15 protein-coding genes and 2 pseudogenes are annotated in these 22,437 nt (G+C 72.5%); 9 read left to right on the forward strand and 8 right to left on the reverse strand.

What is annotated here, in order from left to right; translation table 11 throughout:
- Positions 1–111: 111 nt before the first annotated feature.
- Both ACY1JF_RS03580 and glxA read left to right on the forward strand, forming a co-directional pair.
- Entirely contained in the window at positions 112–2,112 is a 2,001-nt protein-coding gene (locus ACY1JF_RS03580; protein ID WP_462703461.1) for a glycosyltransferase family 2 protein, read from the forward strand.
- Positions 2,109–4,046, forward strand: a complete 1,938-nt coding sequence (gene glxA, locus ACY1JF_RS03585; RefSeq protein WP_462703462.1) for a radical copper oxidase GlxA — start codon at positions 2,109–2,111, stop codon at positions 4,044–4,046. Before ACY1JF_RS03580 ends, glxA begins: the two co-directional genes overlap by 4 nt.
- 51 nt (positions 4,047–4,097) lie before the next feature.
- On the opposite strand, the gene ACY1JF_RS03590 is transcribed toward glxA, so the two are convergent.
- The 4 genes from ACY1JF_RS03590 to ACY1JF_RS03605 all read right to left on the reverse strand — a co-directional run bounded on the left by ACY1JF_RS03590 (position 4,098) and on the right by ACY1JF_RS03605 (position 8,328).
- Positions 4,098–5,384 (reverse strand): vanadium-dependent haloperoxidase, encoded by a 1,287-nt coding sequence (locus tag ACY1JF_RS03590; protein ID WP_462703463.1) that lies wholly within the window; start codon positions 5,382–5,384, stop codon positions 4,098–4,100.
- A gap of 157 nt (positions 5,385–5,541) precedes the next feature.
- On the reverse strand, positions 5,542–6,600 hold the full coding sequence (locus ACY1JF_RS03595; protein ID WP_462703464.1) for a glycoside hydrolase family 6 protein: 1,059 nt from the start codon (positions 6,598–6,600) through the stop codon (positions 5,542–5,544).
- 70 nt (positions 6,601–6,670) lie between these two features.
- Positions 6,671–7,303: a class F sortase gene (locus ACY1JF_RS03600; RefSeq protein WP_462703465.1), complete on the reverse strand. Its 633-nt coding sequence runs from the start codon at positions 7,301–7,303 to the stop codon at positions 6,671–6,673.
- A gap of 428 nt (positions 7,304–7,731) precedes the next feature.
- Positions 7,732–8,328, reverse strand: coding sequence for a hypothetical protein (locus tag ACY1JF_RS03605; protein ID WP_462703466.1), 597 nt, complete (start codon positions 8,326–8,328; stop codon positions 7,732–7,734).
- 201 nt (positions 8,329–8,529) lie between these two features.
- On the opposite strand from ACY1JF_RS03605, the gene ACY1JF_RS03610 reads away from it, so the two are divergent.
- Positions 8,530–9,309, forward strand: a complete 780-nt coding sequence (locus ACY1JF_RS03610; protein ID WP_462703467.1) for an HAD-IIA family hydrolase — start codon at positions 8,530–8,532, stop codon at positions 9,307–9,309.
- An 82-nt stretch (positions 9,310–9,391) separates the two neighbouring features.
- Here ACY1JF_RS03610 and ACY1JF_RS03615 read toward each other — a convergent pair whose 3' ends face one another.
- Together ACY1JF_RS03615 and ACY1JF_RS03620 are read right to left on the reverse strand one after the other, a co-directional pair.
- Positions 9,392–10,141, reverse strand: coding sequence for a hypothetical protein (locus ACY1JF_RS03615; RefSeq protein WP_462703468.1), 750 nt, complete (start codon positions 10,139–10,141; stop codon positions 9,392–9,394).
- Positions 10,142–10,631: 490 nt separating this feature from the next.
- Positions 10,632–11,759 (reverse strand): ROK family transcriptional regulator, encoded by a 1,128-nt coding sequence (locus ACY1JF_RS03620; protein WP_462703469.1) that lies wholly within the window; start codon positions 11,757–11,759, stop codon positions 10,632–10,634.
- A 55-nt stretch (positions 11,760–11,814) separates the two neighbouring features.
- Here ACY1JF_RS03620 and ACY1JF_RS03625 point away from each other — a divergent pair, with 55 nt between their 5' ends.
- Positions 11,815–12,885: a Gfo/Idh/MocA family oxidoreductase gene (locus tag ACY1JF_RS03625; RefSeq protein WP_462703470.1), complete on the forward strand. Its 1,071-nt coding sequence runs from the start codon at positions 11,815–11,817 to the stop codon at positions 12,883–12,885.
- Positions 12,882–13,361, forward strand: a complete 480-nt coding sequence (locus ACY1JF_RS03630) for a heme-degrading domain-containing protein (protein ID WP_462703471.1) — start codon at positions 12,882–12,884, stop codon at positions 13,359–13,361. The genes ACY1JF_RS03625 and ACY1JF_RS03630 overlap by 4 nt, the downstream gene beginning before the upstream one ends.
- A 216-nt stretch (positions 13,362–13,577) precedes the next feature.
- On the opposite strand, the gene ACY1JF_RS03635 is transcribed toward ACY1JF_RS03630, so the two are convergent.
- Both ACY1JF_RS03635 and ACY1JF_RS03640 read right to left on the reverse strand, forming a co-directional pair.
- The gene (locus ACY1JF_RS03635) at positions 13,578–14,300 is read right to left on the reverse strand and encodes a YidC/Oxa1 family membrane protein insertase (protein ID WP_462703472.1); all 723 of its coding nucleotides are present in this window, start codon (positions 14,298–14,300) and stop codon (positions 13,578–13,580) included.
- A 157-nt stretch (positions 14,301–14,457) separates the two neighbouring features.
- Positions 14,458–14,780 (reverse strand): annotated as a pseudogene (locus ACY1JF_RS03640) (DUF6412 domain-containing protein).
- Positions 14,781–15,027: 247 nt separating this feature from the next.
- Here ACY1JF_RS03640 and ACY1JF_RS03645 point away from each other — a divergent pair.
- The 4 genes and pseudogenes from ACY1JF_RS03645 to ACY1JF_RS03660 all read left to right on the forward strand — a co-directional run bounded on the left by ACY1JF_RS03645 (position 15,028) and on the right by ACY1JF_RS03660 (position 22,327).
- Positions 15,028–15,615 (forward strand): SseB family protein, encoded by a 588-nt coding sequence (locus ACY1JF_RS03645; protein ID WP_462703473.1) that lies wholly within the window; start codon positions 15,028–15,030, stop codon positions 15,613–15,615.
- Positions 15,612–16,211 (forward strand): hypothetical protein, encoded by a 600-nt coding sequence (locus ACY1JF_RS03650; RefSeq protein WP_462703474.1) that lies wholly within the window; start codon positions 15,612–15,614, stop codon positions 16,209–16,211. Before ACY1JF_RS03645 ends, ACY1JF_RS03650 begins: the two co-directional genes overlap by 4 nt.
- Positions 16,211–20,932, forward strand: a complete 4,722-nt coding sequence (locus tag ACY1JF_RS03655) for a putative T7SS-secreted protein (protein ID WP_462703475.1) — start codon at positions 16,211–16,213, stop codon at positions 20,930–20,932. Before ACY1JF_RS03650 ends, ACY1JF_RS03655 begins: the two co-directional genes overlap by 1 nt.
- Positions 20,933–21,549: 617 nt before the next feature.
- Positions 21,550–22,327, forward strand: a pseudogene (locus ACY1JF_RS03660) (IS5 family transposase).
- The last annotated feature ends 110 nt before the right edge of the window (positions 22,328–22,437 follow it).

Raw genomic sequence — 22,437 nt, forward strand, 5'->3', positions numbered from 1 at the left:
CCACGTGGTGACGGCGATCCACCACTGTTACGCCTGTGACGGTCCAGGGGAACCGGCACCAGGCGCTGTACGCGACGAAACACGCGTGACCTGCGTGTGGGGGGATGACTCATGACGTCGACGCCGCCGGGCGCCGGACCGGACTTCGATCCGTCCGAGACCACCCAGCTGAGAGTGGACTCACTCCGGATGTCCACCACCGGTACGTTCCGCCGGATAAAGAAGACGCTGCCGAGGTACGACTACGAGCACTACAGCCGGCTGGCCGGCCCCCTCACCCAGCCCGACGACGCGGACGGGCCGTACAAGGTCCGCTACCGCTCGCTGCTGTCGCAGGAGCCGCACCGCGTCCGCGTCGCGCTGATGCTGGCCGCGGCGCCGCTGCTGTCCGTGGTGCTGCTGGTCTGGCTGCTCCAGCCCGGACACTGGACCGAGCGGGACTACCCGGCGTTCGACTGGCTGCCCGCGCTCGACGTCGTGATGCTCGTCTCGATCGGCCTGATCGAGCTGTTCCGCTGCCTGAACGTGCTGTCCAACGCGCACGCCACCCTGGTCGCCCGCGACCCGGTCCCGGTGGTGCCCGAGTCCGGCACCCGGGTCGCCTTCCTCACCTCCTTCGTGCCCGGCAAGGAGCCGCTGGAGATGGTGACCAAGACCCTGGAGGCGGCCGTCAGGATCCGCCACCGGGGCGTGCTGCACGTCTGGCTGCTCGACGAGGGCGACGACCCGGAGGTGAAGGAGGTCTGCGCGCGCCTGGGCGTGCGCCACTTCTCCCGCAAAGGCGTCGCCAAGTGGAACCAGGCCAAGGGCCCGCACCGCGCCAAGACCAAGCACGGCAACTACAACGCCTGGCTGGACGCGCACGGCGACGACTACGACTACTTCGCCTCCGTCGACACCGACCACGTACCGCTGCCCAACTACCTGGAGCGGATGCTCGGTTACTTCCGCGACCCGGACGTCGGCTTCGTCATCGGCCCGCAGGTCTACGGCAACTACGACAATCCGGTCACCAAGGCCGCCGAGTCGCAGCAGTTCCTCTTCCACGCGCTGATCCAGCGGGCCGGCAACCGCTACGGCTCCCCCATGTTCGTGGGCACCTCCAACGCGGTGCGCATCAAGGCGCTCAAGCAGATCGGCGGCCTGTACGACTCGATCACCGAGGACATGGCGACCGGGTTCGAGATCCACCGCCACAAGAACCCCGCGACGGGGAGGAAGTGGCGCTCGGTCTACACCCCGGACGTGCTCGCCGTCGGCGAGGGCCCGAACGCCTGGACGGACTTCTTCACCCAGCAGATGCGCTGGTCGCGCGGGACGTACGAGACGATCCTCAAACAGTACTGGAAGGGCTGGTACTCGCTGCCGCCGAGCAAGCTCTTCAACTACACGATGATGATCATCTTCTATCCGATGTCGGCCATGAACTGGATCCTGGCCGCGCTCAGCTGCGCCCTGTTCCTGGGCCTGGGCGCCTCGGGCGTCAACATCGACCCGGCGGTCTGGCTGATGCTCTACGGCAACGCCTCCGCGCTCCAGATCGGCCTGTACGTCTGGAACCGCCGCCACAACATCTCCCCGCACGAGCCCGAGGGCTCCGGCGGTGTCGCGGGCATGGTGATGTCGGCGCTGTCGGCGCCGCTGTACGCCAAGGCGCTGATCGACTCGGTGCTGCGCCGCAAGAGCAAGTTCGTGGTGACCCCGAAGGGCGACTCGGCCAGCCCGGACACCTGGTTCGGCACCTTCCGGTACCACTGGTACTTCATCCTGGTCTTCGCCGCCTCGATGGCCGCCGGGTTCGGGTACGGCCACGCGCACCCCGCGATGATCACCTGGGCGACGTTCGCGCTGCTGATCACCGCGTCGCCGATGTTCGCGTGGCGCTACCAGATGCGGAAGGCGAGGCACGCCGCCGCGCCCGAACCCCAGCCGCCCGTGCCGGCACCGGTACCGGCTCAGGCGCGCGAGCCGCAGGCGCCCGAGCCGCAGACACCGGCCCAGCACCCGGGGCCGCACGCCCCGCAGCAGCGCCCCACGTGGGCCGCCTCCGGCGGCGGCGACGACCAGACCATGCAGATCGCCCTGGGCGGACTTGGGGGACGTAAGGAATGAAGCACCAGGCCGGCCGCCGTCGTGCCCGTCGACTCGCCATAGGGACGGTGGTGGTACTCGCGCTGGCCGGGATGAACGGGCCGTGGCTGTACCGCTTCGGCACCGAGAAATACCACCAGTACAAGATCAACCAGCCGGAGTACAAGGCCGCGAACGGCCGCTGGGAGATCGTCGACTTCCCGGACGAGTACAAGCAGAACACCATTCACGCGGCGCTGCTGCGCACCGGCAAGGTGCTGCTGGTCGCGGGGTCGGGCAACAACCAGGACAACTTCGACGCGAAGAAGTTCGACACCCGCATCTGGGACCCCGTCAAGGGCACGGTCAAGAAGGTGCCGACCCCGACCGACCTGTTCTGCACCGGCCACACCCAGCTCGCCAACGGCAACCTGCTGATCGCGGGCGGCACCAAGCGGTACGAGAAGCTGAAGGGCGACGTCACCAAGGCCGGCGGCCTGATGGTGGTGCACAACGAGAACCCGGACAAGCCGATCACCCTGCCCGCCGGCACGAAGTTCACCGGCAAGGAGAACGGCAAGACCTTCGTCTCCAAGGACCCGGTGCTGGTGCCGCGCGCCGAGAAGGTCTTCGACGAGGAGACCGGCGAGTTCCTGCGCAACGACCCCGGGCTCGGCCGGATCTACGTCGAGGCGCAGAAGAGCGGCTCGGCGTACGAGACCGGCACCCAGGACAACTACACGGTGCGGGGCCTGACCGGGGCGGACGCGCGCAACACGTACGGCATCGCGGAGAAGCTCGCCCTCGACAAGAAGGACTTCCAGGGCATCCGGGACGCCTACGAGTTCGACCCGGTCGCCGAGAAGTACATCAAGGTCGACCCGATGCACGAGGCCCGCTGGTACCCGACGCTCACCACGCTGAGCGACGGCTCGATCCTCAGCGTCTCCGGCCTCGACGACATCGGCCAGCTCGTCCCGGGCAAGAACGAGATCTACGACCCGGACACCAAGAAGTGGACCTACACCGACAAGACCCGCCAGTTCCCGACCTACCCGGCGCTGTTCCTGATGCAGAACGGCAAGGTCTTCTACTCGGGTTCCAACGCCGGGTACGGGCCCGACGACGTCGGGCGGGAGCCGGGCGTGTGGGACGTGGAGACCAACGAGTTCACCGAGGTCCCGGGGCTGAGCGACCCGAACATGATGGAGACGTCCGGCACGGTGCTGCTGCCGCCCGCGCAGGACGAGAAGTACATGGTGATCGGCGGGGGCGGGGTCGGCGAGTCCAGGCTGTCGAGCGAGAAGACGCGGATCGTCGACCTGAAGGCCGACCGTCCGAAGTTCGTGGACGGCCCCTCGCTGGAGAAGGGGACGCGCTACCCGCAGGCGTCGGTGCTGCCCGACGACAGCGTGCTGGTGTCGGGCGGTTCGCAGGACTACCGGGGGCGCGGTGACTCCAACATCCTGCAGGCGCGGCTCTACGACACCGAGAGCAACACCTTCGAGCGGGTCGCCGATCCGCTGGTGGGGCGCAACTACCACTCCGGTTCGATCCTGCTGCCCGACGGGCGGGTGATGTTCTTCGGGTCGGACTCGCTCTACGGCGACAAGGCCAACACCAAGCCGGGCAAGTTCGAGCAGCGCATCGAGATCTACACGCCGCCGTACCTGTACGGCGGGGAGCGGCCCGACCTCGCGGGCGGGCCGCAGACCATCGCGCGGGGCGAGTCGGGGACGTTCACCTCGGAGGCGGCGGCTTCGGTCGAGAAGGTGCGGCTGATCCGGCCGAGCGCGTCGACGCACGTCACGGATGTCGACCAGCGGTCGATCGCGCTGGACTACGAGGTCGACGGGGACGAGATCACGGTGACCGTCCCGAAGAACAAGAACCTCGTGCAGTCGGGGTGGTACATGATGTTCGTGACCGACGGGGACGGGGTGCCGAGCAAGGCGCAGTGGGTCCAGGTTCCCTGAGCGGGACGCGGGGGGCCGCCCGGGGGCGCCGCGCACGGCGCCCCCGCCCTCCTAGGAGTCCCTGAAGTTCCGTTCCATGGCCCATTCCGCCATCCGCTCGCCCGTGACGCTGCCGACGACGTCCGCGGTCCTGGTGTGGATGCCGGACCACACCCGCGCGTCGACGACGTCGCGGACGTAGTCCTCGGCGTGTTCGTAGTGCCGGACGATGCCGGTGTCCTCCGAGCGGATGTTGAGGTCGACGCGGGAGGTGCCGAACAGCTTCTCCAGCGTGCGCATCCAGGCCCCCGCCCAGGTGGCGTGGCCGCTGAGGTAGTCGGGGTGCGCGGGCGTGACGAGCAGCGGTTCCCACGTCGGGTCGGCCTGTGTCGCGGGGTTGCCGTCGGTGTCCGCCTCGCGGACGGCGGTGACCGGCCGCCAGGTGCCGTAGTGGAGCTTGGCGTCCCAGGCGGTGATCGAGGCGTCCGTCAGGACGGTGTTCACGGCCGCGTACAGCCGGGCCGTCTCGGCGATGTCGAACCCGTGCCGCGCGGCGTGGTCGCCCAGGGCGTCCTGGACCTCCACCCGGGCGATGAACAGCGCCGTCTCCGTCTGCCGGGCGCTGCGGCGCGAGCCGGTCTTCGCGCCGTAGGCCTTCACCTCCGCCAGGTCCCGCGCGTACCGGGCCGAGGTCAGCGCGGGCGGCGGTCCGGGGCGGAACTGGGCGGGTTTGCGCAGGAGGAACGGGCGCAGCCGGCCGATCCACGCCGTCGTGAAGCCCTGGTGGCCGGGGGGCGTCGGCCGCCACACGCCGGGCGCGGGGGACGGTGCGAACGGCACGGAGGCGTTGCGCCCGTCATGGGCGCGCAACTCCATGACGTGCTGCGCCGCCCGCTTCCCGAACGCCACTCCCGCCCGTTCGCCGGGGCCGTCCTCGACCTTCGCCAAGGACGCCTTCCACGCCTCCTCCAGGGCGGGCCCGGCCTGCGGGAACCCGGCCAGCAGCACCCGGTACGCCGCCGTCGCGGCAGCCGCTTCGGCCGACGCGCCGGGCGCGGGACGCTGCCCCTGCCAGCGGTACGGCTCGTAGCGTCCCTCGATGCCCACCACCGCGTTGTACATGGCCAGTGAGACGCTCGCGTGCCACACCGCCTCCTCGGGGGGGATCAGCCCTTCCTGCGGGTCCACGATCCCCGACACCCGCTCCGCCCACTCCGTGATCACCGACGCCGACGGGCCGGCCTCCGGTGACGGGGCGGCGGTCCGCGCCCCGGCGGGCTGTCCGCCCGCCACCCCGATCAGCAGCAGCGCCGCCGTCACCACCGCCCTGCGCCTGCCCACCACTTCTCCGATACGCACCAGGACTCTCTTCCGTCCACCAGCCTCCGACACGGGTCATCGACAGGTATGACGGCCTGGGGAGGAGGACAAACGCCGCGGCGGGCCGGACCAGCCTTCCGGGTGTCCCCGCACCACCCGCCCGGCGACCCGGTGCCCGGTGCGGACGTGCGGCGCGTCAGCCGTCCGTGCCCCGGGTCAGCTCCAGGGCGTACTCCGCCCACCACTGACCGGCCTTCGGGCCGCCCTTGCACTCGCCGTCCGACTCCCCCGGCCGCTTGACCCACAGGTAGGCGTCGACCAGCGGGTCGTCCGTGCGGGTCGTCGGGGTCTCGCCGAGGGCGCGGCCCGGCGGGTTGCACCAGCGTTCGGCCTCGTCGCCGCCGGTGTAGGGGCCGTTGCCGTTGCGGCTGGTGTCGATGACGAAGTGCTTGCCGCCGACCTTGGCGGAGAGCTGCTTGCCGTAGGCGATGGAGTCCTCGGTGGAGTAGAAGTTGGAGACGTTGACCGCGAAGCCGTCCGCCCGGTCGACGCCCGCCCGCTTCAGGGGGTCGTGGATCTGGTCGGGGTCGCCCCAGCCCGCGTTGCCCGCGTCCAGGTAGACCTTGGTGTTCTTCAGCGCCTTGAGCTGGTCGACGGCGCCGGCCAGCAGGTCGTAGCGCTCCTCGTGGAACTCCTCGGGGGTGCAGCCGTCGACCAGGTGCAGGACCGCGTCCGGTTCGAGTATCACCGTGGCGGAGCGGTCGCCGATGCCCTTGGCCACGGCGTCGACGAAGGCGCGGTAGGCGTCGCCGTCGGCGGCGCCGCCCTGGGAGTACTGGCCGCAGTCGCGGTGCGGGATGTCGTAGAGGACGAGCAGGGCGGTGCGGCCGGCCTCGTCGGCGGCCTCGGTGAAGCCGCGGGCCTGTTCCTCGGGGTTCTCCGGGCTGATCCACTCGCCGACGGGCTGTTCGGCGATCTTCCGGATCCGGGCGGCCTCCGCGTCCTTGCCGGCCTTCTCCAGGGCGGCGAGCTGCCGGGCCGCGGTGCTGTCCGGGTTGACCCAGAACGGGTCGGCCTCCTTGGGCTGCTGCGTGATGCCGGCGCCGGCGTCCTTGTTCTTGTCCCGGTCTGCGTCCTTTCCGTCGTCACCCGACGAACATCCCGCGATCAGCAGTGCCGCCCCCAGCACCGCCGCGGACACGCGCGTCGCCGCAAAAGTCCCGGCGAGACCGCCGGCCCCCCTGCTGCCGTACATCCAACCCCCCTGGGTGCACTGTTCCAGGGGCCAATCCTGACATACGGGGGTGACGCCCACGAGGTGTCCGTCAGGTGCCGCCGGTACCGGTGAGGTAGGCCGAGACGACCACGTTCGCCGTGTAGGTGCCGCTGACCCGGTCGTAGGTGCCGCCGCAGGTGATCAGCCGCAGTTCGGCCCGTCCGGAGCGGCGGGGGCCGTATGCCTGCCGGGCGTCGAAGCCGTCGCGGGTGAGGACCTGGACGTCGTCCACGGTGAACCGGGCGACCCGGCCGGCCCCGGTGCCGTCGCGGAGCACCCGGATCGTGTCCCCGGGTTCGAGGGTGCTGAGCCGGTAGAAGACGGCGGGGCGGGTCTCGGTGTCGACGTGGCCCACCATCAGGGCGGTGCCGACCGCGCCCGGGGTGGTGCCGGAGGCCCACCAGCCGACGGTGCCGGGGCTGGCCGACGGCGGCGGTCGCAGGGCGCCCTTGGCGTCGAGGCCGCGGGCGGTCACCGGGGCGCGGACACCGAGGCGGGGTATGTCCAGGCGCCGCGGCTCGGCGTCGCCGCCCAGCGGGGGGCGGGCGGGCGGGAGGGAGGGGTAGGGGGGCCGGCCGGCCGCCGCCATGTCGCCGGTGGCCGGCCCGGACATGCCGTCGGTGGTGTCGCGGCCCCACAGCCACAGCCCGAGGAGCAGCACCGTCCAGGCGATGCCGGTCACCAGGCGGCCGGGGGCGGTGGAGTGCGCCTGGCCGGGGGGGCGGTCGCTGCGGCGGTTCCTGGTGGGGGGCCGGTCGCTGCGGTGGTTCCGGTCGGGGGGCCGGTCACTGCCGTGATTCCGGTCGGGGTGCTGGTCGCTGCGGCGGTTCCTGGTGGGGGGCCGGTCGCTGCGGTGGTTCCGGTCGGGGGGCCGGTCACTGCCGTGATTCCGGTCGGGGTGCTGGTCGCTGCGGCGGTTCCGGTCGGGGGTTCGGTCACTGCCGCGATTGCGGTCGGAGTGCCAGTCGCTGCCGCGATTGCGGTCAGAGTGCCGGTCGCTGCCGCGATTGCGGTCAGAGTGCCGGTCGGGGTTCTGGTCGTGGGTTCGGCCGGAGTACCGGTCGGGGGTTCGGCCGGAATGCCGGTCGGGGTTCTGGTCGGGCATGGCGGTCAGTCCGTTCCGCGGCTCCGGCGGGCGCTGCGCAGCGCGACGGCCACCGCGGCGACGCCGGCCAGCACCAGACCGGTGACGGCGTGGGCCGCTCCGGGTCCGGCCGGGCGGCTCCCGTCCTGGGGGGCGCGGGCGTTCCCGGCGCCGGTGGCGATCAGGTGCGCGGCGCCGCCGCCGCCCGCGTCGACAGGGGCGACGGGCGAGGCGTGGACGGTGGCCGTCGGGGACGCGGAGCGTCCGCTCCCCGGCTGCCGGGCGTGGCCGGTGACGGTGAGGCGGCCCTCGCTCCGTTCGGAGCCGCAGCGGACCCTGACCGGGTAGGCGCCGGGCGCGGCCGAGGCGCGGATCCGGCCGGCGCCGACCAGCGCGCCGTCGCTGCTGGTCAGGGAGAGCCGGGCGGCGGACTCGAAGGCCGCCGAGACGGCCACCGCGGATCTCTCGGCGCAGCCGGGCACGCGGAGGGTGACGTCGGTGCCGGGGGCGGGGGCCGCCGGGGTCACCGATACCCGGCCGGTGTCCCCCGCGTACACCGTCGCCGGGGCGAGCGCGGCGAGCAGCGCGGTCCCGGCGCAGAGGGTGGCTTTCAGTGCGCCCATCGTGTACCTCCAGTCACCTCGGAGACTCCCCCGGGCACCGGTCGGCCGCATCCGCTGCGGGCGCGGTACTGCTCCGAACGGGGGACGGCGGCCCCCGACGGGTTTGGTGCTTAGCATGGTCGTCCACAGGCCCGTTCCCAGGCCTGTCCCCGGTCCGTTCCCAGGTCCGTCCCGGTTCACGCACGGCAGGAGTCCGCCCGCATGACAGAGCGCAAGCCCATCGAATCGTGGCTCACCGACATGGACGGGGTGCTGATGCACGAGGGCGTGCCGGTGCCCGGCGCCGACGCCTTCATCAAGAAGCTGCGGGACTCCGGGCGGCCGTTCCTGGTCCTCACCAACAACTCGATCTACACCGCCCGTGACCTGCACGCCCGGCTGAACCGGATCGGCCTGGAGGTGCCGGTCGAGAACATCTGGACCTCCGCGCTGGCCACGGCGAAGTTCCTGGACGCCCAGCACCCCGGCGGCACCGCCTACGTCATCGGCGAGGCCGGCCTGACCACGGCCCTGCACGAGGCGGGCTACGTCATGACGGACGCCGACCCCGACTTCGTGGTGCTCGGCGAGACGCGGACGTACTCCTTCGAGGCGCTGACCAAGGCGATCCGCCTGATCAACGCCGGTTCCCGGTTCATCGCGACCAACCCCGACAACACCGGCCCGTCCCCGGAGGGCGCGCTGCCCGCGACCGGTTCGGTCGCCGCGCTGATCACCAAGGCCACGGGGAAGGACCCGTACTTCATCGGCAAGCCGAACCCGCTGATGATGCGGACCGGACTGAACGTCATCGGCGCGCACTCCGAGTCCAGCGCCATGATCGGTGACCGGATGGACACCGACGTGCTGGCCGGTCTGGAGGCCGGGATGGAGACCTTCCTGGTGCTGACGGGGCTGACGACCACGGCCGACGTCCACCAGTACCCGTACCGGCCCACGAAGATCGTGGACTCGATCGCGGACCTGGTGGACCTCGTCTGAGGGTCCGCCGGGCGGGCCCGGCCGGCCCGGACGCGGGGGTACGTCCCTCCCGGCGCCGGCGGCCCCAGCGGCGTCGGCAACGTCAGCGGCGTCGGCGGACCAGCGCGACGGCCGTGCCGCCGGCGGCGGCCAGCAGCGCGGCGACCGCCACCGCGGCGCAGGTCCGGGCCAGTCCCGTACCGGCGAGTTCGTCGGCGAACGGCAGGCGGCCGGCGGGGGCCGGGCTCGCCGTACCGGCCTCACCCGTACCGGTACCGGTGCGGTCCCCGGCCACGACGTGGAAGCGGTAGTCGTTCGACTGGCCGATCCAGTCGCCGTCGCCCTCGCGGCGCTGGACGACGGCGGCGTTGGCGGTGATCCGGCCGGGCGCGGTGCCGGGGGCGAACGCGAGCCGGAGCCGCACGGTGAGCGTGTGCCCGGCTGCGACGGTGAAGCCGTCGCCGTCGGCGGCGAGGACGCCGACCAGTTCGTCCGCGTCGGTCGCCTCGAACCGGACGGTGTGCGGGCGGCCGTCGCCGTCGTGGAACTCCATCCGGGGCTGGGCGGGCTCCAGTACGCGGTGTTCGTCGACGAGGACGACGACGGGGTGGACGCCCGCGCAGGCGCGGCCGGTGGTGTTGGTCAGGTCCAGGTACCAGGTGCCGTGGCCGCCGCCGGCCCCGTAGACGCCGGGGCCGCCGTGGACGCGGGTGGTCAGCGGGAAGGTGTGGTCGTCGGGGGCGGCGCAGGCGGGGAGCGGGGCGGGTCCCGGGGCCGGGGCGGCGGACGCCGGTGCGGTGAGGAGGGCGGCTGCCGCCACCAGGCAGGCTGACACGGGTGCACACAGTCGCATGACCACATGAGCGTTCCGCGGACGTACGGGCGGGGGGTGCCACTCCGTCGCCCACCCCGAACGGGCGTACCGCGCGCCGCCGACCGGCGCAGCGGGGGCCGTCCGGCGGTGGGGCGTGTGACGCGCGGCGTCCCGCGTCAGCGGTGAGGCGTCGGCCGCCCGGAGTCCCGCGCCGACACCACGCGTCACGCGCCCGGCGCCGCACGCCCGATGTCACGCGCCCGACGCCACGCGTCACGCGCCGGGACCCGGCGGCCACGCGCGACGGTCGGTCGCCCGCGGCGCGGCGCGGACCGCCCGGGGCCCCACGTCGCGTGCCCGGCCCCACCCCCGGCCCTCACCCGTCCCCCGGCCGAACAACGGGGACAGCACAAGCTGGGCGGCACCCTCCGCGATCGCACGAGGCCCGCCGGGAGCGACCCCTACCGGTACGCCGGTCCCCCGACCACCCTCGCGCCGGCCACGCCCGGCCCCACCCCGTCGTCGGCCCTCACCCGTCCCCCCGGCCGAACAACGGGGACAGCACAAGCTGGGCGGCACCCTCCGCGATCGCGCGAGGTCCGCCGGGGGCGACCCTTACCGGTACGCCGGTCCCCCGGCCGCCCTCGCGCCGGGCGCGGGCGTCCAGCACGGTGCCGACCCCGCCGACGAACGCGTCCGGAGCGCCGGCCACCGTACGGCCGCCGAGCAGCACCAGGTCGATGTCGAGCAGCCCGGCCAGGTTGGCGGCGCCCGCCCCCAGCACCCGGGCCGCCTCGGCGAGGTCGCCGCGCGCCACGGCGGCCAGGCAGAGTGCCTCGACGCAGCCGCGGGCGCCGCACGGGCAGGGCGGCCCGTCGAGCTGGATCACCTGGTGCCCGAACTCCCCCGCCCCGGTCCGCGCCCCCCGGTACACGCTCCCGTCGAACACCAGCCCCGCGCCGAGCCCGGTCCCCAGGTGCAGGTAGGCGAAGGAGCCGCGCTCGCCGCCGACCGCGAGGCCGAGCGCCGCCGCGTTGGTGTCCTTGTCGACGACGACCGGCACGCCGAGCCGCCCGGCCAGCGCGTCCCGCAGCGGGAAGCCGTCCCACTCGGGGAATCCGGTGACCCGGTGCAGCACCCCCCGGGCGTGGTCGAGGGGGCCGGGGAGGACGACGCCGACGCCGAGGAGGGTGGGGGGAACGGGCGCCCGGAGGACGTCCGTGACCAGGTCCCTCACCACGCGGGCCGCCTCCGTCAGCACGGCGCCGGAGCCCGCGCCCAGGTCGAGCGGTGCCCGCCGCTCCCCGGCCACCGTGCCCGCCAGGTCGACCAGGACGGCCCGCAGTTCGTCGCGGTCCAGATGGACGCCGACCGCGTGGCCGGCCTCCGGCAGCAACCGCAGGACCGTGCGCGGCTTGCCGCCCGTGGACGCCCGGTGTCCGGCCTCGGCGGCGAGGCCGTCCGCCCGCAGCCGTGCGGTGATCTTGCTGATCGCCTGTGGGGTGAGCCCGGTCCGCTCGGCCAGCTCCAGCCTGCTGATGCCCGCCGCCCCGGCCGCCCGCAGCAGGTCCAGCACCCGGGCGGTGCCGCCGCTGCGCGAGGCCGGCGGGCCGGGTTCGGGTCCGGGCCCGGATCCGGGGCCGTTGGTCCTGTTCACCCCGCCATTGTCGCCGTTGCTTGCACTTTGGCAACACGGTTGCCAAAGTGGACGCATGACTGGCACTCCTCCCCTCCGCGTCGGCCTCGTCGGCTACGGCCTCGCGGGCTCCGTCTTCCACGCCCCGCTGATCGCCGCCACCGGGGGACTCGCCCTGGACACGGTGGTCACGTCCAGCCCGGAGCGGCAGCGGCAGGCCCGCGCCGAGCACCCCGGCGTGCGGCTCGTCGACACCCCGGACGAACTGTTCGCGCGCGCCGACGGACTCGACCTGGTCGTCCTCGCCTCCCCCAACAAGACGCACGTGCCGCTCGCCACCCGGGCGCTCGAGGCCGGGCTGCCGGTCGTGGTGGACAAGCCCCTCGCGGGCACGGCCGCCGAGGCGCGCGCGCTCGCGGCACTGGCCGAGGAGCGCGGCCTGCTGCTGTCGGTCTTCCAGAACCGGCGCTGGGACAACGACTTCCTCACCCTGCGCGGGCTCCTCGCCGACGACGCCCTGGGCGACGTATGGCGGTTCGAGTCCCGTTTCGAACGCTGGCGCCCCCGGCCCAAGGGCGGCTGGCGCGAGTCCGGCGACCCGGCGGAGATCGGGGGCCTGCTGTACGACCTCGGCAGCCACGTCGTCGACCAGGCGCTGGTGCTGTTCGGCCCGGTCACCCAGGTGTACGCCGAGTCGCTGGTGCGGCGCGCGGGCGCGGAGGCCGATGACGACACGTTCCTCGCGCTCACGCACGCCGGCGGGGTCCGCTCCCACCTCCACGTCTCCTCCACCGCCGCCCAGCTCGGCCCCCGCTTCCGGGTGCTGGGCTCGAAGGCCGGGTACGTCAAGTACGGCCTGGACCCGCAGGAGGCGGCGCTGCGCGCGGGCGAGCGGCCGGGGCGCGGCTGGGGCGAGGAGGACGAGTCGCTGTGGGGCCGGGTGGGTTCCGGGGAGTCCCCGCTGACCGGCGGCGGCCGGGCCGTGCCGTCCCTGCCCGGTGACTACCCCGCCTACTACGCGGCGGTGGCCGAGGCCCTGCTGGAGGGCGGGCCCAACCCGGTGGGCGCCCTGGAGGCGGCGGCCGCCCTGGACGTACTGGAGGCGGCCCGGCGTTCGGCCCACGACGGATCGGTGGTGACGCTGTGACGACCAAGCCCGAGCTGACGCCGAGCCTGGAGGAGCTGACGGCGCAGGAACGCCGGCTGGTCTTCCGTTCCTTCACCCACGACGACGCGTGGGCGCTGGGTTCGCTCCTGGTGGAGCTGGCCCGCGAGCGCCAGGCGCCCGTCGCCATCGACATCCACCGGTGCGGACAGCAGCTCTTCCACGCCGCGCTGCCCGGCTCCACGCCCGACAACGACGCCTGGATCGCCCGCAAGCGCCGGGTGGTGGAACGGTACGGCCACGCCTCGTACCTGGTCGGCGCCCGGTTCCGGGCCAAGGGCACCACGTTCGAGGAGTCCTCGCGGCTGGACCCGGACACCTACGCGGCGCACGGCGGCTCCTTCCCGGTCACCGTGGAGGGCGTCGGCGTGGTCGGCGCGGTGACGGTCTCCGGGCTGCCGCAGCTCCAGGACCACCGGCTGGTGGTGGAGGCGCTGGAGCGGTTCCTCGCGCGGTGACCGGTCAGGGCGGTCACCGGTCATGACGGTCACCGGTCATGACGGTCACCGCCCGGCCGCCCGCCGGGGGCCGGCTCCGGTACGGCGCGGCGGGCACGCGGCGGCCGAGCGATCGTCACCGCGCCCCGCCGCCGGGGCCGGAGCCCTGGGCGGCGGGCGGCGTCCCGTCGCCGTCCGGCGCCCCGCCCGGCAGGTCGCGCGGGGCGCCGCCGCCGCTCACCGGTACAGCACGGCCCGTTCGACGACGCTCCAGGCGGCGCTGGTGACGACGTAGAGCGCGGCGGCGAGCGGGACGACGGCCACGGTGACGAGGGTGAGGAAGGACGTGAACGGCAGGACCTTGGTGAGCGCGGTGACGGCCCCCGCCCCCGGCTGCTGCTCTCCCGCGGCGGCCGGCGGCACCGGCCGGTCGGCCGTCGTGCGCCTGGTGAGCCGGTAGCCGGCCACGGCCACGGCGGTGACGAGCGCGAACAGTGCCGCGTAGACGAGTCCGGCGCCGCCGGCCGGTCCGCCGCCCGCGAGCGCGTCGCCCCAGTTCCCGCCCAGCGGGGCGGCGAGGAGCCGGTGGTCGAGCAGGGTGTTGGCCTGTCCGCCGAGGGAGGCGCTGGAGAAGAGGCGGTAGAGGAGGAAGAAGGCGGGCAGCTGCAGGAGGCCGGGCAGGCAGCCCGCCAGCGGTGACACCTTCGCCTCGGCGTGCAGTTCGGTCACGGCCCGCTGGAACTTCTCGGGGCGCCCCGCGTACGTGCGGCGCAGTTCGGCGATCCTCGGCCGCAACGCGGTGCGCGCCTTCTGCCCGCGGGCAGCGGCCCGGGACAGCGGATGGAGCAGGAGCCGTACGAGCGCGGTGCACAGGACGACGGCGGCGGCAGCGGCGCCGGTGCCGAACAGCGGCTGGAGCAGGTCGGCGAGGCCGTCGACCAGATCGGCGAGAACGGACATGGTGAGGAGCCCTCCGGGGGTCTCGTCGTGCCGGGTGAGGGGTACGGCGGGACCGGCGGACCGGGTGGGGGCACGGAAAACGGTGAGCAGAAGCGCACCGGGTGCTCATGGGGTGCTCGGATGAGCGGCCTGTGAGCAGGGAGGGTGGAAGTGTGCCCTACGCGGCGGTCGCCGGGAGGGCGCGGCCGGGCGCTCGTGGCCTGCGGCGGCCGGCGGCGTCGGGGTCGCGTTGCGGCAGGAAGGCCGTACGCCGGTCGCGGTCGCGGATGGCCGTACGGACCCGGGTGGGCGGCACGGCGGGCGCGCGGCGGCGAGGGCGCAGAGGCTGAGCGCGGAACCGACCGCGGCGGTGGCGGCCAGCGCGACGGTGACGGAGAACCCCCCGGCATCGGCCACGGCGAACTGCGCCAGCACCGCGACGAACAGCACGGCGACGAGCAGCACGGCGACGGGCCGGAGACGCACGCCGGTACGACCCATCCGTGTCCCCTCCCCCGCCCGTTCCCGTTCCCGGTCGCGTGTACGGCTCTTCTTCCGTTCATCCGGTTATACCGCATCCGCCGCGGGGCCGGACGCGAGTCGCCCGGCTCGGCGGCCCACGGCATCCGGATGTCACCACCGGCCGAAACGCGGAGGGCGAGCGCCGCCTCCGCGTTCTCAGGCGGACCGGCTACCTTGCTCGTGCACACGGACGATGACCGATCAAGTGCACTACGAAGGGGCCGACATGAGCACCGACGCCTCGCGGCTGCGGTCAGGGCTGGCCGACCTGGCGGCGACCGGACAGGGTGATCTCCGCGCGCTGGTGGGCGAGTTCCGGCGTACCGAGGTGCTGGTGCCGGTGGTGGACGGCTCGGTGCTGTCGGCCGAGGCGGGCGGTGTCCGCTGGCTGTTCGCCTTCACCGACGCGGCGGCGCTGGACCGCTTCGCCCGGGCGCGGGGCGAGTCCCGGATCGAGGAAGTGCCGGTCCACGGGGCCCGGTTGCTGGACCACGTGGTCCCCCGGGTGGCGGAGCCGGGCGGCCCGGTGGGCATCGCCCTGGACGCGGGCAGCCCGGCGGGCATGGTGCTGCCCCCGGTGCGGGGCGTCGTCCCGGACGCGGTGGCGCTGGACGCGGAGGAACCGGACGCGACGGCACCGGACGCCGAAGAACCTGACACGGCGGCACCGGACGCCGGAGAACCTGACACGGCGGCACCGGATGCCGGAGAACCTGACACGGCGGCACCGGACGCCGGAGAACCGGACGCCGAAAGACCAGGCGCGGAAGGACCGAACGTGGAAGGAACGGACGCGGAAGGGCGGGACGCGTGAGCGGCGGCGGTTACCGGGTCGATCCCGAGGCGCTGGAGCGGATCACCCGGGGCATCGATCTGGCGATGGCCGAGCTGAAGGAGCTGGGCTTCGACATCGAGGCGGGTCTGGGGCGCGGCTTCGACGACCTGGAGCTCACGGACCTGGAGGTGGGCGACGCCGCGCTGCGCCAGGTGTTCGCCGACTTCTGCGAGCGGTGGGGCTGGGGGGTGCGCTCGCTGGTGGGGGACGCCAACGAGTTCGCGCGGCGGCTGGACCTGAACGCCGGGCTCTACCACGAGCAGGAGCAGTACGCCTCGGACACCCTCAAGGGGCTGTGGACGGCGGCCGCCGGCAACCCGTACCTGACCGAGGAGCAGGTCGAGCAGCGGTCCTGGTCGCAGACGCTGGAGGACAACCCCGTCTCCCACTTCAGGAACCCGGACTACAGCGCGGAGTCCGTCCTGGAGGGGGAGGAGGCGGCCCGGCAGGCGTGGGCGCAGGCCAGGCAGGACGTGGAGACCTCGACGGTGACCTCCGACGCGCTGTTCGATCCGAGGACGGAATGGCAGTGGGGCGGGCCGGGCCGGGCGTCGTCCGGGGAGGCTGAGCACTGATGGGCATCGGGGACGTCGTGAACGGCCTCGGGGACGGGCTGGAGAGTGCCGTCGAGGGCGTCAAGGAGGGCGTCGGCGGCGCCGTCGGCTGGGGCGCGGACCGGGCCGCGGACGGTCTGGCCGCCGTCGGCGCGGACGGACTGGCCGAGGGCGTACGCGACGTCGGCGAGTCCGTGAACAACCGGCTCGGCGGCGATGTCGCCGAGCGGGAACTGGGCGAGAGCGAGGACCCCCGGGAACTGGTCCACGGCAGCGCCGGGGCGCTGGAGGCGCGCGCCCGGCATCTGCGCGACTTCTCACGGGCGTTCGAGACCGTCGGTCAGGGGATGCGCTCGCTGGGCACCGACGGATGGCAGGGCGAGGCCGCGGACGTCTTCCGGCAGAAGTTCGACATGCATCCGAAGCAGTGGCTGACCGCCGCCGACGCCTGCGAGAGCGCGGCGGGCGCCCTGGAGGCGTACGCCGACACGGTCCGCTGGGCGCAGCGGCAGGCCCAGGCGGCGATCGACGCCCACCGGGCCGCGCAGGAGACCAGCCGGCGGGCGGTGGAGGCGCACAACGCCCGGGTGACGGCGTACAACCAGGCCGCCGAGCGGTACAACGCGGCCGTCGCGGCGGGACATGACCCGGGTGCGGTACCGACCGAGCCGGGCGCCTTCACCGACCCGGGGGCGGCGGGCCGGCGGGAGGCCGAGGAGATCCTGGCCGAGGCGCGTCGCCAGCGCACCGACGCCGCCCGCGACGCGCAGCGCCGGGTGGCCGCCGCCCTGGAGACGGCCCCGCCGAAGCCGGAGTTCACCGACCGGCTGGGCGCGAACGCCGCGGACCTCTTCGTGGGTACGCAGCTGAACCAGGCCCACGTCATCGGCGGTCTCCTCAAGGGCGGCGCTGACGTGGTGAAACTGGTCCGCACGGTCAACCCGTTGGACTCCTACAACCTCACCCACCCCGGCGACTGGCTGAAGAACTCGAACATGCTGCTGGCCGGCCTGGTGGGCACGGCCGCGCATCCCGAACGCCTGCCCGCGGCCGTCCTCGGCAGCGGCTGGCGCAGCGACCCGGGCGAGGCGGCGGGCTATCTCGTCTCGAACCTGATCGGCGGCAAGGGCGCGGGCGGCGTGGCCCGGGGAGCCGCCCGCGGGGCGGTGCGCGGGGCGGCGCGCGGGGCCGCGAAGGGCGCGGCGACGGGGGCGGCGCGCAGGAGCGTCGGCCAGGCTCTCAAGGACGTCGCCCGGGAGTACAAGTGCAAGTGGTTCGGCGACCCGGTCGACATGGCCACCGGCCGCATGGCACTGCCGGCGACCGACGTGACCCTGCCCGCCAAGTTCCCCCTGGTCTTCTCCCGCCAGTTCGAGTCGTCCTACCGGGCGGGCCGCTGGTTCGGCCCGAGCTGGGCCTCCACCGCCGACCAGCGGCTGGAGATCGACGCCGAGGGTGTCGTACTCGTCCGTGACAACGGCGCGCTGCTGGCCTACCCGCACCCCGCCCCCGGCGTCCCCACCCTGCCCCTGGAGGGCGTCCGCCACCCCCTGACCGTCGACGCCCACGGCGACTACACCGTCACCGACCCCGCCGCCGGCCGCACCTGGTACTTCGCGTCCCCGGGCGGCGACGGCGACGGCATCGCCCTGCTGGAACAGATCAGCGACCGCTGCGGCCAGTGGACCGCCTTCGAGTACGACGACGAGGGCGCCCCCACCGCGATCACCCACTCGGCCGGCTACCGCCTCACCCTCACCACGGCCGACGGCCGCGTCACCGCCCTGCACCTGGCCGACCCCACCGCGGACGGCGGCCGGGTCGAACTGGTCCGCTTCGGTTACGACGCGGCCGGCCACCTGGCGACGGTGACGAACTCCTCCGGCCGACCGCTGCGCTTCACCAACGACGAGCTGGGCCGCATCACCACCTGGACCGACACGAACGGCTCGTCGTACCACTACGTCTACGACGACCAGGGCCGCTGCACCTCCCAGTCGGGCGACGCCGGCCACCTGCGCAACACCTTCACCTACGCCGGCCCCGACCCGGCCACCGGCCTGCGCACCATCACCGCCACCGACTCCCTGGGCCACAGCACCCGCTACCACGTCAACAGCGACCTCCAGGTGGTGGCCGAGACCGCCCCCGACGGCGCGACGACCCGTACGACGTACGACCGCGAGGACCGCCCGACCACCGTCACCGACCCGCTGGGCCGCACCCGCAGCCACGCCTACGACGAGGCGGGCCGCCTCCTGATGGCCGTCCGCCCCGACGGCCGCTACACCAGCGTCGGCTACGACGACCGGGGCCTGCCGGTCTCCATATCCGGCCCCGACGGCACCCACCTCACCCAGCGCTTCGACGAGTGGGGCAACCGCACCGCGGTGACGGACGCCGCCGGGACCACGACCCGCTTCACCTACGACAGCCTCGGCAACCTGGCGTCGATCACCGACGCGACGGGCGCGACGACCACCGTCCACTGCGACCCGGCGGGCCTGCCCCTGCGGATCACCGACCCGCTGGGCGCCGTGACCCACTACACCCGCGACGCCTTCGGCCGCCCGATCGCCGTCACCGACCCCCTGGGCGCCACCACCCGCCTGGAGTGGACCGTCGAGGGCCGCCTGTCCCGCCGTACCGCCGCCGACGGCACCACGGAGTCCTGGACCTACGACGGCGAGGGCAACTGCACCACCCACACCGACGCCCTGGGCGCCGTGTCCCGCTTCGAGTACACCCACTTCGACCTGCTCACCGCCCGCACCGGCCCCGACGGCGTCCGCTACGAGTTCGACCACGACACGGAACTGCGCCTGACCAAGGTCACCAACCCGCAGGGCCTGACCTGGACCTACGCCTACGACCCCGCCGGACGCCTGGTCGCGGAGACGGACTTCGACGACCGCACCCTGACGTACGCGCACGACGCCGCCGGCCAACTGGCCGCGACGACCACCGCCGCCGGCCGGACCATCCGCTTCGAACGGGACGTGCTGGGCCGCGTCACCACCAAGGACGCCGCCGGCACGGTCACGACGTACGCGTACGACGCCACCGGCGCCCTGACCCGTGCCAGCAACCCGGACGCGACCCTGACCCGGGAGTACGACGCGGCGGGCCGCGTGACGGCCGAGACCCTCAACGGCCGCACCCTCACCCACACCTACGACGTCCTGGGCCGCCGCACCGGCCGCACCACCCCCACCGGCGCGACCAGCACCTGGACCTACGACGCGGCCGGCAACCGCACCGCCCTGACCACCGGCGCCCACACCCTCGCCTTCACCCACGACCCCACGGGCCGCGAGCTGACCCGCCGGATCGACGACACCCTGACCCTCTCCCAGACCTTCGACCCGCTGGGCCGCCTCACCGCCCAGCACCTCACGGGCCCGGCCGACCGGCTCCTCCAGCACCGCGCCTACACCTACCGCGCCGACGGCAACCTGACCTCGGTCGACGACCACCTCTCCGGCACCCGCCGCTTCGACCTGGACGCCACCGGCCGCGTCACCGCCGTCCACGCCGCGAACTGGACGGAGTCCTACGCCTACGACACGGCCGGCAACCAGACCCACGCCGCCTGGCCGGCCTCCCTCCCCGGCCAGGAAGCGACCGGCCCCCGCGCCTACACCGGCACCCGCATCACCCGCGCGGGCACCGTCCGCTACGAACACGACGAGGCCGGCCGCATCACCCTCCGCCAGAAGACCCGCCTGTCCCGCAGACCGGACACCTGGCGCTACACCTGGGACGCCGAGGACCGCCTCACCTCCGTCACCACCCCCGACGGCACGAGGTGGCGCTACCGCTACGACCCGCTGGGCCGCCGCATCGCGAAACAACGCCTCTCCGAGGACGGCACGACGGTCACCGAACAGACCGACTTCACCTGGGACGGCACCACCCTCGCCGAACAGACCACGACCTCTGTGGCTCTGCCGCACCTGGTGAGCCTCACCTGGGATCACGAGGGTTTGCATCCAGTTACTCAAACCGAACGTGTACTGACCGCTGCGTCGTCCCAGCAGGAGATCGACTGCCGATTCTTCGCCATCGTCACGGACCTGGTCGGCACTCCCAGCGAACTGATCGACGAACAGGGAGCAATCGCCTGGCGCGCCCGCACCGCCCTATGGGGCACGACAGCCTGGTCGACAACCAGCACGGCTTACACCCCGCTTCGCTTTCCCGGCCAATACTATGACCCCGAAACCGGCCTGCACTACAACTACTTCCGGCACTACGATCCCGAAACCGCTCGATACCTCACCCATGATCCCCTGGGACTCGAACCCGCGCCCAACCCGACGACTTATGTCACCAACCCTCACACTTGGGCCGACCCACACGGGTTGGCGCCCCGATGCTTGAACATAACAGGCAAGGAAGGCAAGGGAACCGATGAAAATTTCATTCCCGGATCCCTTGCCGGACAACGTCTCGCCGACCAGCTACGCATGGAGTCGGCAAGCTCAATCTTCGACGAGAACGGCTGGCTCACCCCGCAGGCAAAAGCAGATTCCGTGCTCGTAATCCCCGGCGATAGAATCAATAACCCAATAGTTCGTAACCTCATGACGGCGGACGGGAGCGAACTGAGCGACTGGGGGAAGTATTCAACGCGCACCCACCAGTCCCCTTACGGAGACTTCCAGGTTCACTACTATTACAACCCGTCCACAGGCATGATACTACAGTACGACTACAAAGCAGTCCTAAACAGAAGGTGACTTGAATTGCGCGTACGATTTACACCTCCAACACCTCCAGAGTCCGCGGATCGCCAGATCCTGCAAGGCACTACCGCGCTTCACGCAGGGCAGGAATATGTAGTACTGGAAGTTTTCGTCCCCCTCGGCAAAAGTGCACTCTATCGCCTAGAGTACAGCAATAAAGAGGATTCCGGACTTTTCGACAGCAGGGCCTTCGCGGTAACCTCCTCTCTCATTCCGCCCAATTGGCGCTACTTTCAGTTCGACACAGGGGGATTGTCCCTGTGCCCGGAACCTTGGAGCAGGCCCGGATTTTGGGAGGATTATTACGAACACAATCCGATCGCCCTTCACGCGTATCAAGAAGAACGACTCAAGATCATGAGCTGCCCATGATTCCACTGACGATCCGCACCCCATCAGCTTCGATCCCATCTTCGCGTCCGCGTCGAGGGCGGCGGCATAAGAAGGGAGCACCCCGGCGGGCGGGTCCGCCATACGAAATAGCCGGTTATTCCAAATATCAGGGAGTCCTGATGGCATACCATTAAGAGGTTGTCTCACGTGGCCTGAGCGGTGTGGGGCATGATGCTGCTCGTGGCTGGTGATCTTTCTTCTCGTCTTGTCCTGACAGTCTGTGGGCTCTGACGGAGCCCTTGCTGCCGAAGTTCGCGCCTCGGAAGCAGGGCGGGGGCACGGGCCCGGTCGATGAGCGGCAGGTGTTCGCTGCGGTGGTGTACGTGCTGGTCAGTGGGTGTGCATGGCGGTTGCTACCCGGTACGTTCGGCGTCTCGCCGGCGACCGCGCACCGGCGGTTCACCGCCTGGACGAAGGCAGGAGTCCGGCGAAAGCCGCACCGGGCGGTTCTGGACGAGCTCGGGGCCCGCGGTGAGATCGACTGGACCTCGGCCATCGTGGACGCCGCCAACGTGCGGGCGAAAAAGGGGGTTCACTGACCGGGCCAAACCCGGTCGGCCGAGGCAAGAAGGGCAGCAAGCCGCACGTATTGTCCGACGCCCAGGGGCTTCCTCTCGTCGTTGGCGCCTCCGGCGCGAACGTTCACGACACCCACGCCCTGCGGCCGCTGGTGCGGGGGATACCGGCGGTGCGCTCCCGGCGCGGACCGCGCCGCCGTCGGCCGGTCAAGCTCCGGCCGACAAGGCATATCACTCCACTGGGCACCGCAGATGGCTCCGCGAGCGGGGCATCGCCCCGCGCATCGCCAGGCCCGGCATCGAGTCCGGCGAACGACTCGGCCGTCACCGCTGGCGGATCGAGCGAACGATCAGCTGGCTCTTCGGCTACCGCCGCCTCACCGTCCGATACGAACGCAAGGGTGATCACTTCCTCGCCTTCCTCGGCCTCGCCGCCGCCCTCACCTGCTACAAGAAACTGGCGAAAGCGGCCACGTGAGACAACCTCTTAGTGAGCGTTTGGTTCGCTTTCGCGGTAGTTCTTGGCAGATTGCGCCCCGGCATGGTCGCTGTACGACGACCCCGTATACGGGGATAAGCCCTCAATGA

The organism is Streptomyces sp. SYSU D01066-1, assembly GCF_054956795.1.

Coding starts and splice junctions, on each gene's coding strand:
- ACY1JF_RS03580 (WP_462703461.1), top strand. CDS start 112: ATGACGTCGACGCCGCCGGGCGCCGGACCGGACTTCGATCCGTCCGAG.
- glxA (WP_462703462.1), top strand. CDS start 2,109: ATGAAGCACCAGGCCGGCCGCCGTCGTGCCCGTCGACTCGCCATAGGG.
- ACY1JF_RS03595 (WP_462703464.1), bottom strand. CDS start 6,600: ATGTACGGCAGCAGGGGGGCCGGCGGTCTCGCCGGGACTTTTGCGGCG.
- ACY1JF_RS03605 (WP_462703466.1), bottom strand. CDS start 8,328: ATGGGCGCACTGAAAGCCACCCTCTGCGCCGGGACCGCGCTGCTCGCC.
- ACY1JF_RS03610 (WP_462703467.1), top strand. CDS start 8,530: ATGACAGAGCGCAAGCCCATCGAATCGTGGCTCACCGACATGGACGGG.
- ACY1JF_RS03615 (WP_462703468.1), bottom strand. CDS start 10,141: ATGCGACTGTGTGCACCCGTGTCAGCCTGCCTGGTGGCGGCAGCCGCC.
- ACY1JF_RS03625 (WP_462703470.1), top strand. CDS start 11,815: ATGACTGGCACTCCTCCCCTCCGCGTCGGCCTCGTCGGCTACGGCCTC.
- ACY1JF_RS03635 (WP_462703472.1), bottom strand. CDS start 14,300: ATGTCCGTTCTCGCCGATCTGGTCGACGGCCTCGCCGACCTGCTCCAG.
- ACY1JF_RS03645 (WP_462703473.1), top strand. CDS start 15,028: ATGAGCACCGACGCCTCGCGGCTGCGGTCAGGGCTGGCCGACCTGGCG.
- ACY1JF_RS03655 (WP_462703475.1), top strand. CDS start 16,211: ATGGGCATCGGGGACGTCGTGAACGGCCTCGGGGACGGGCTGGAGAGT.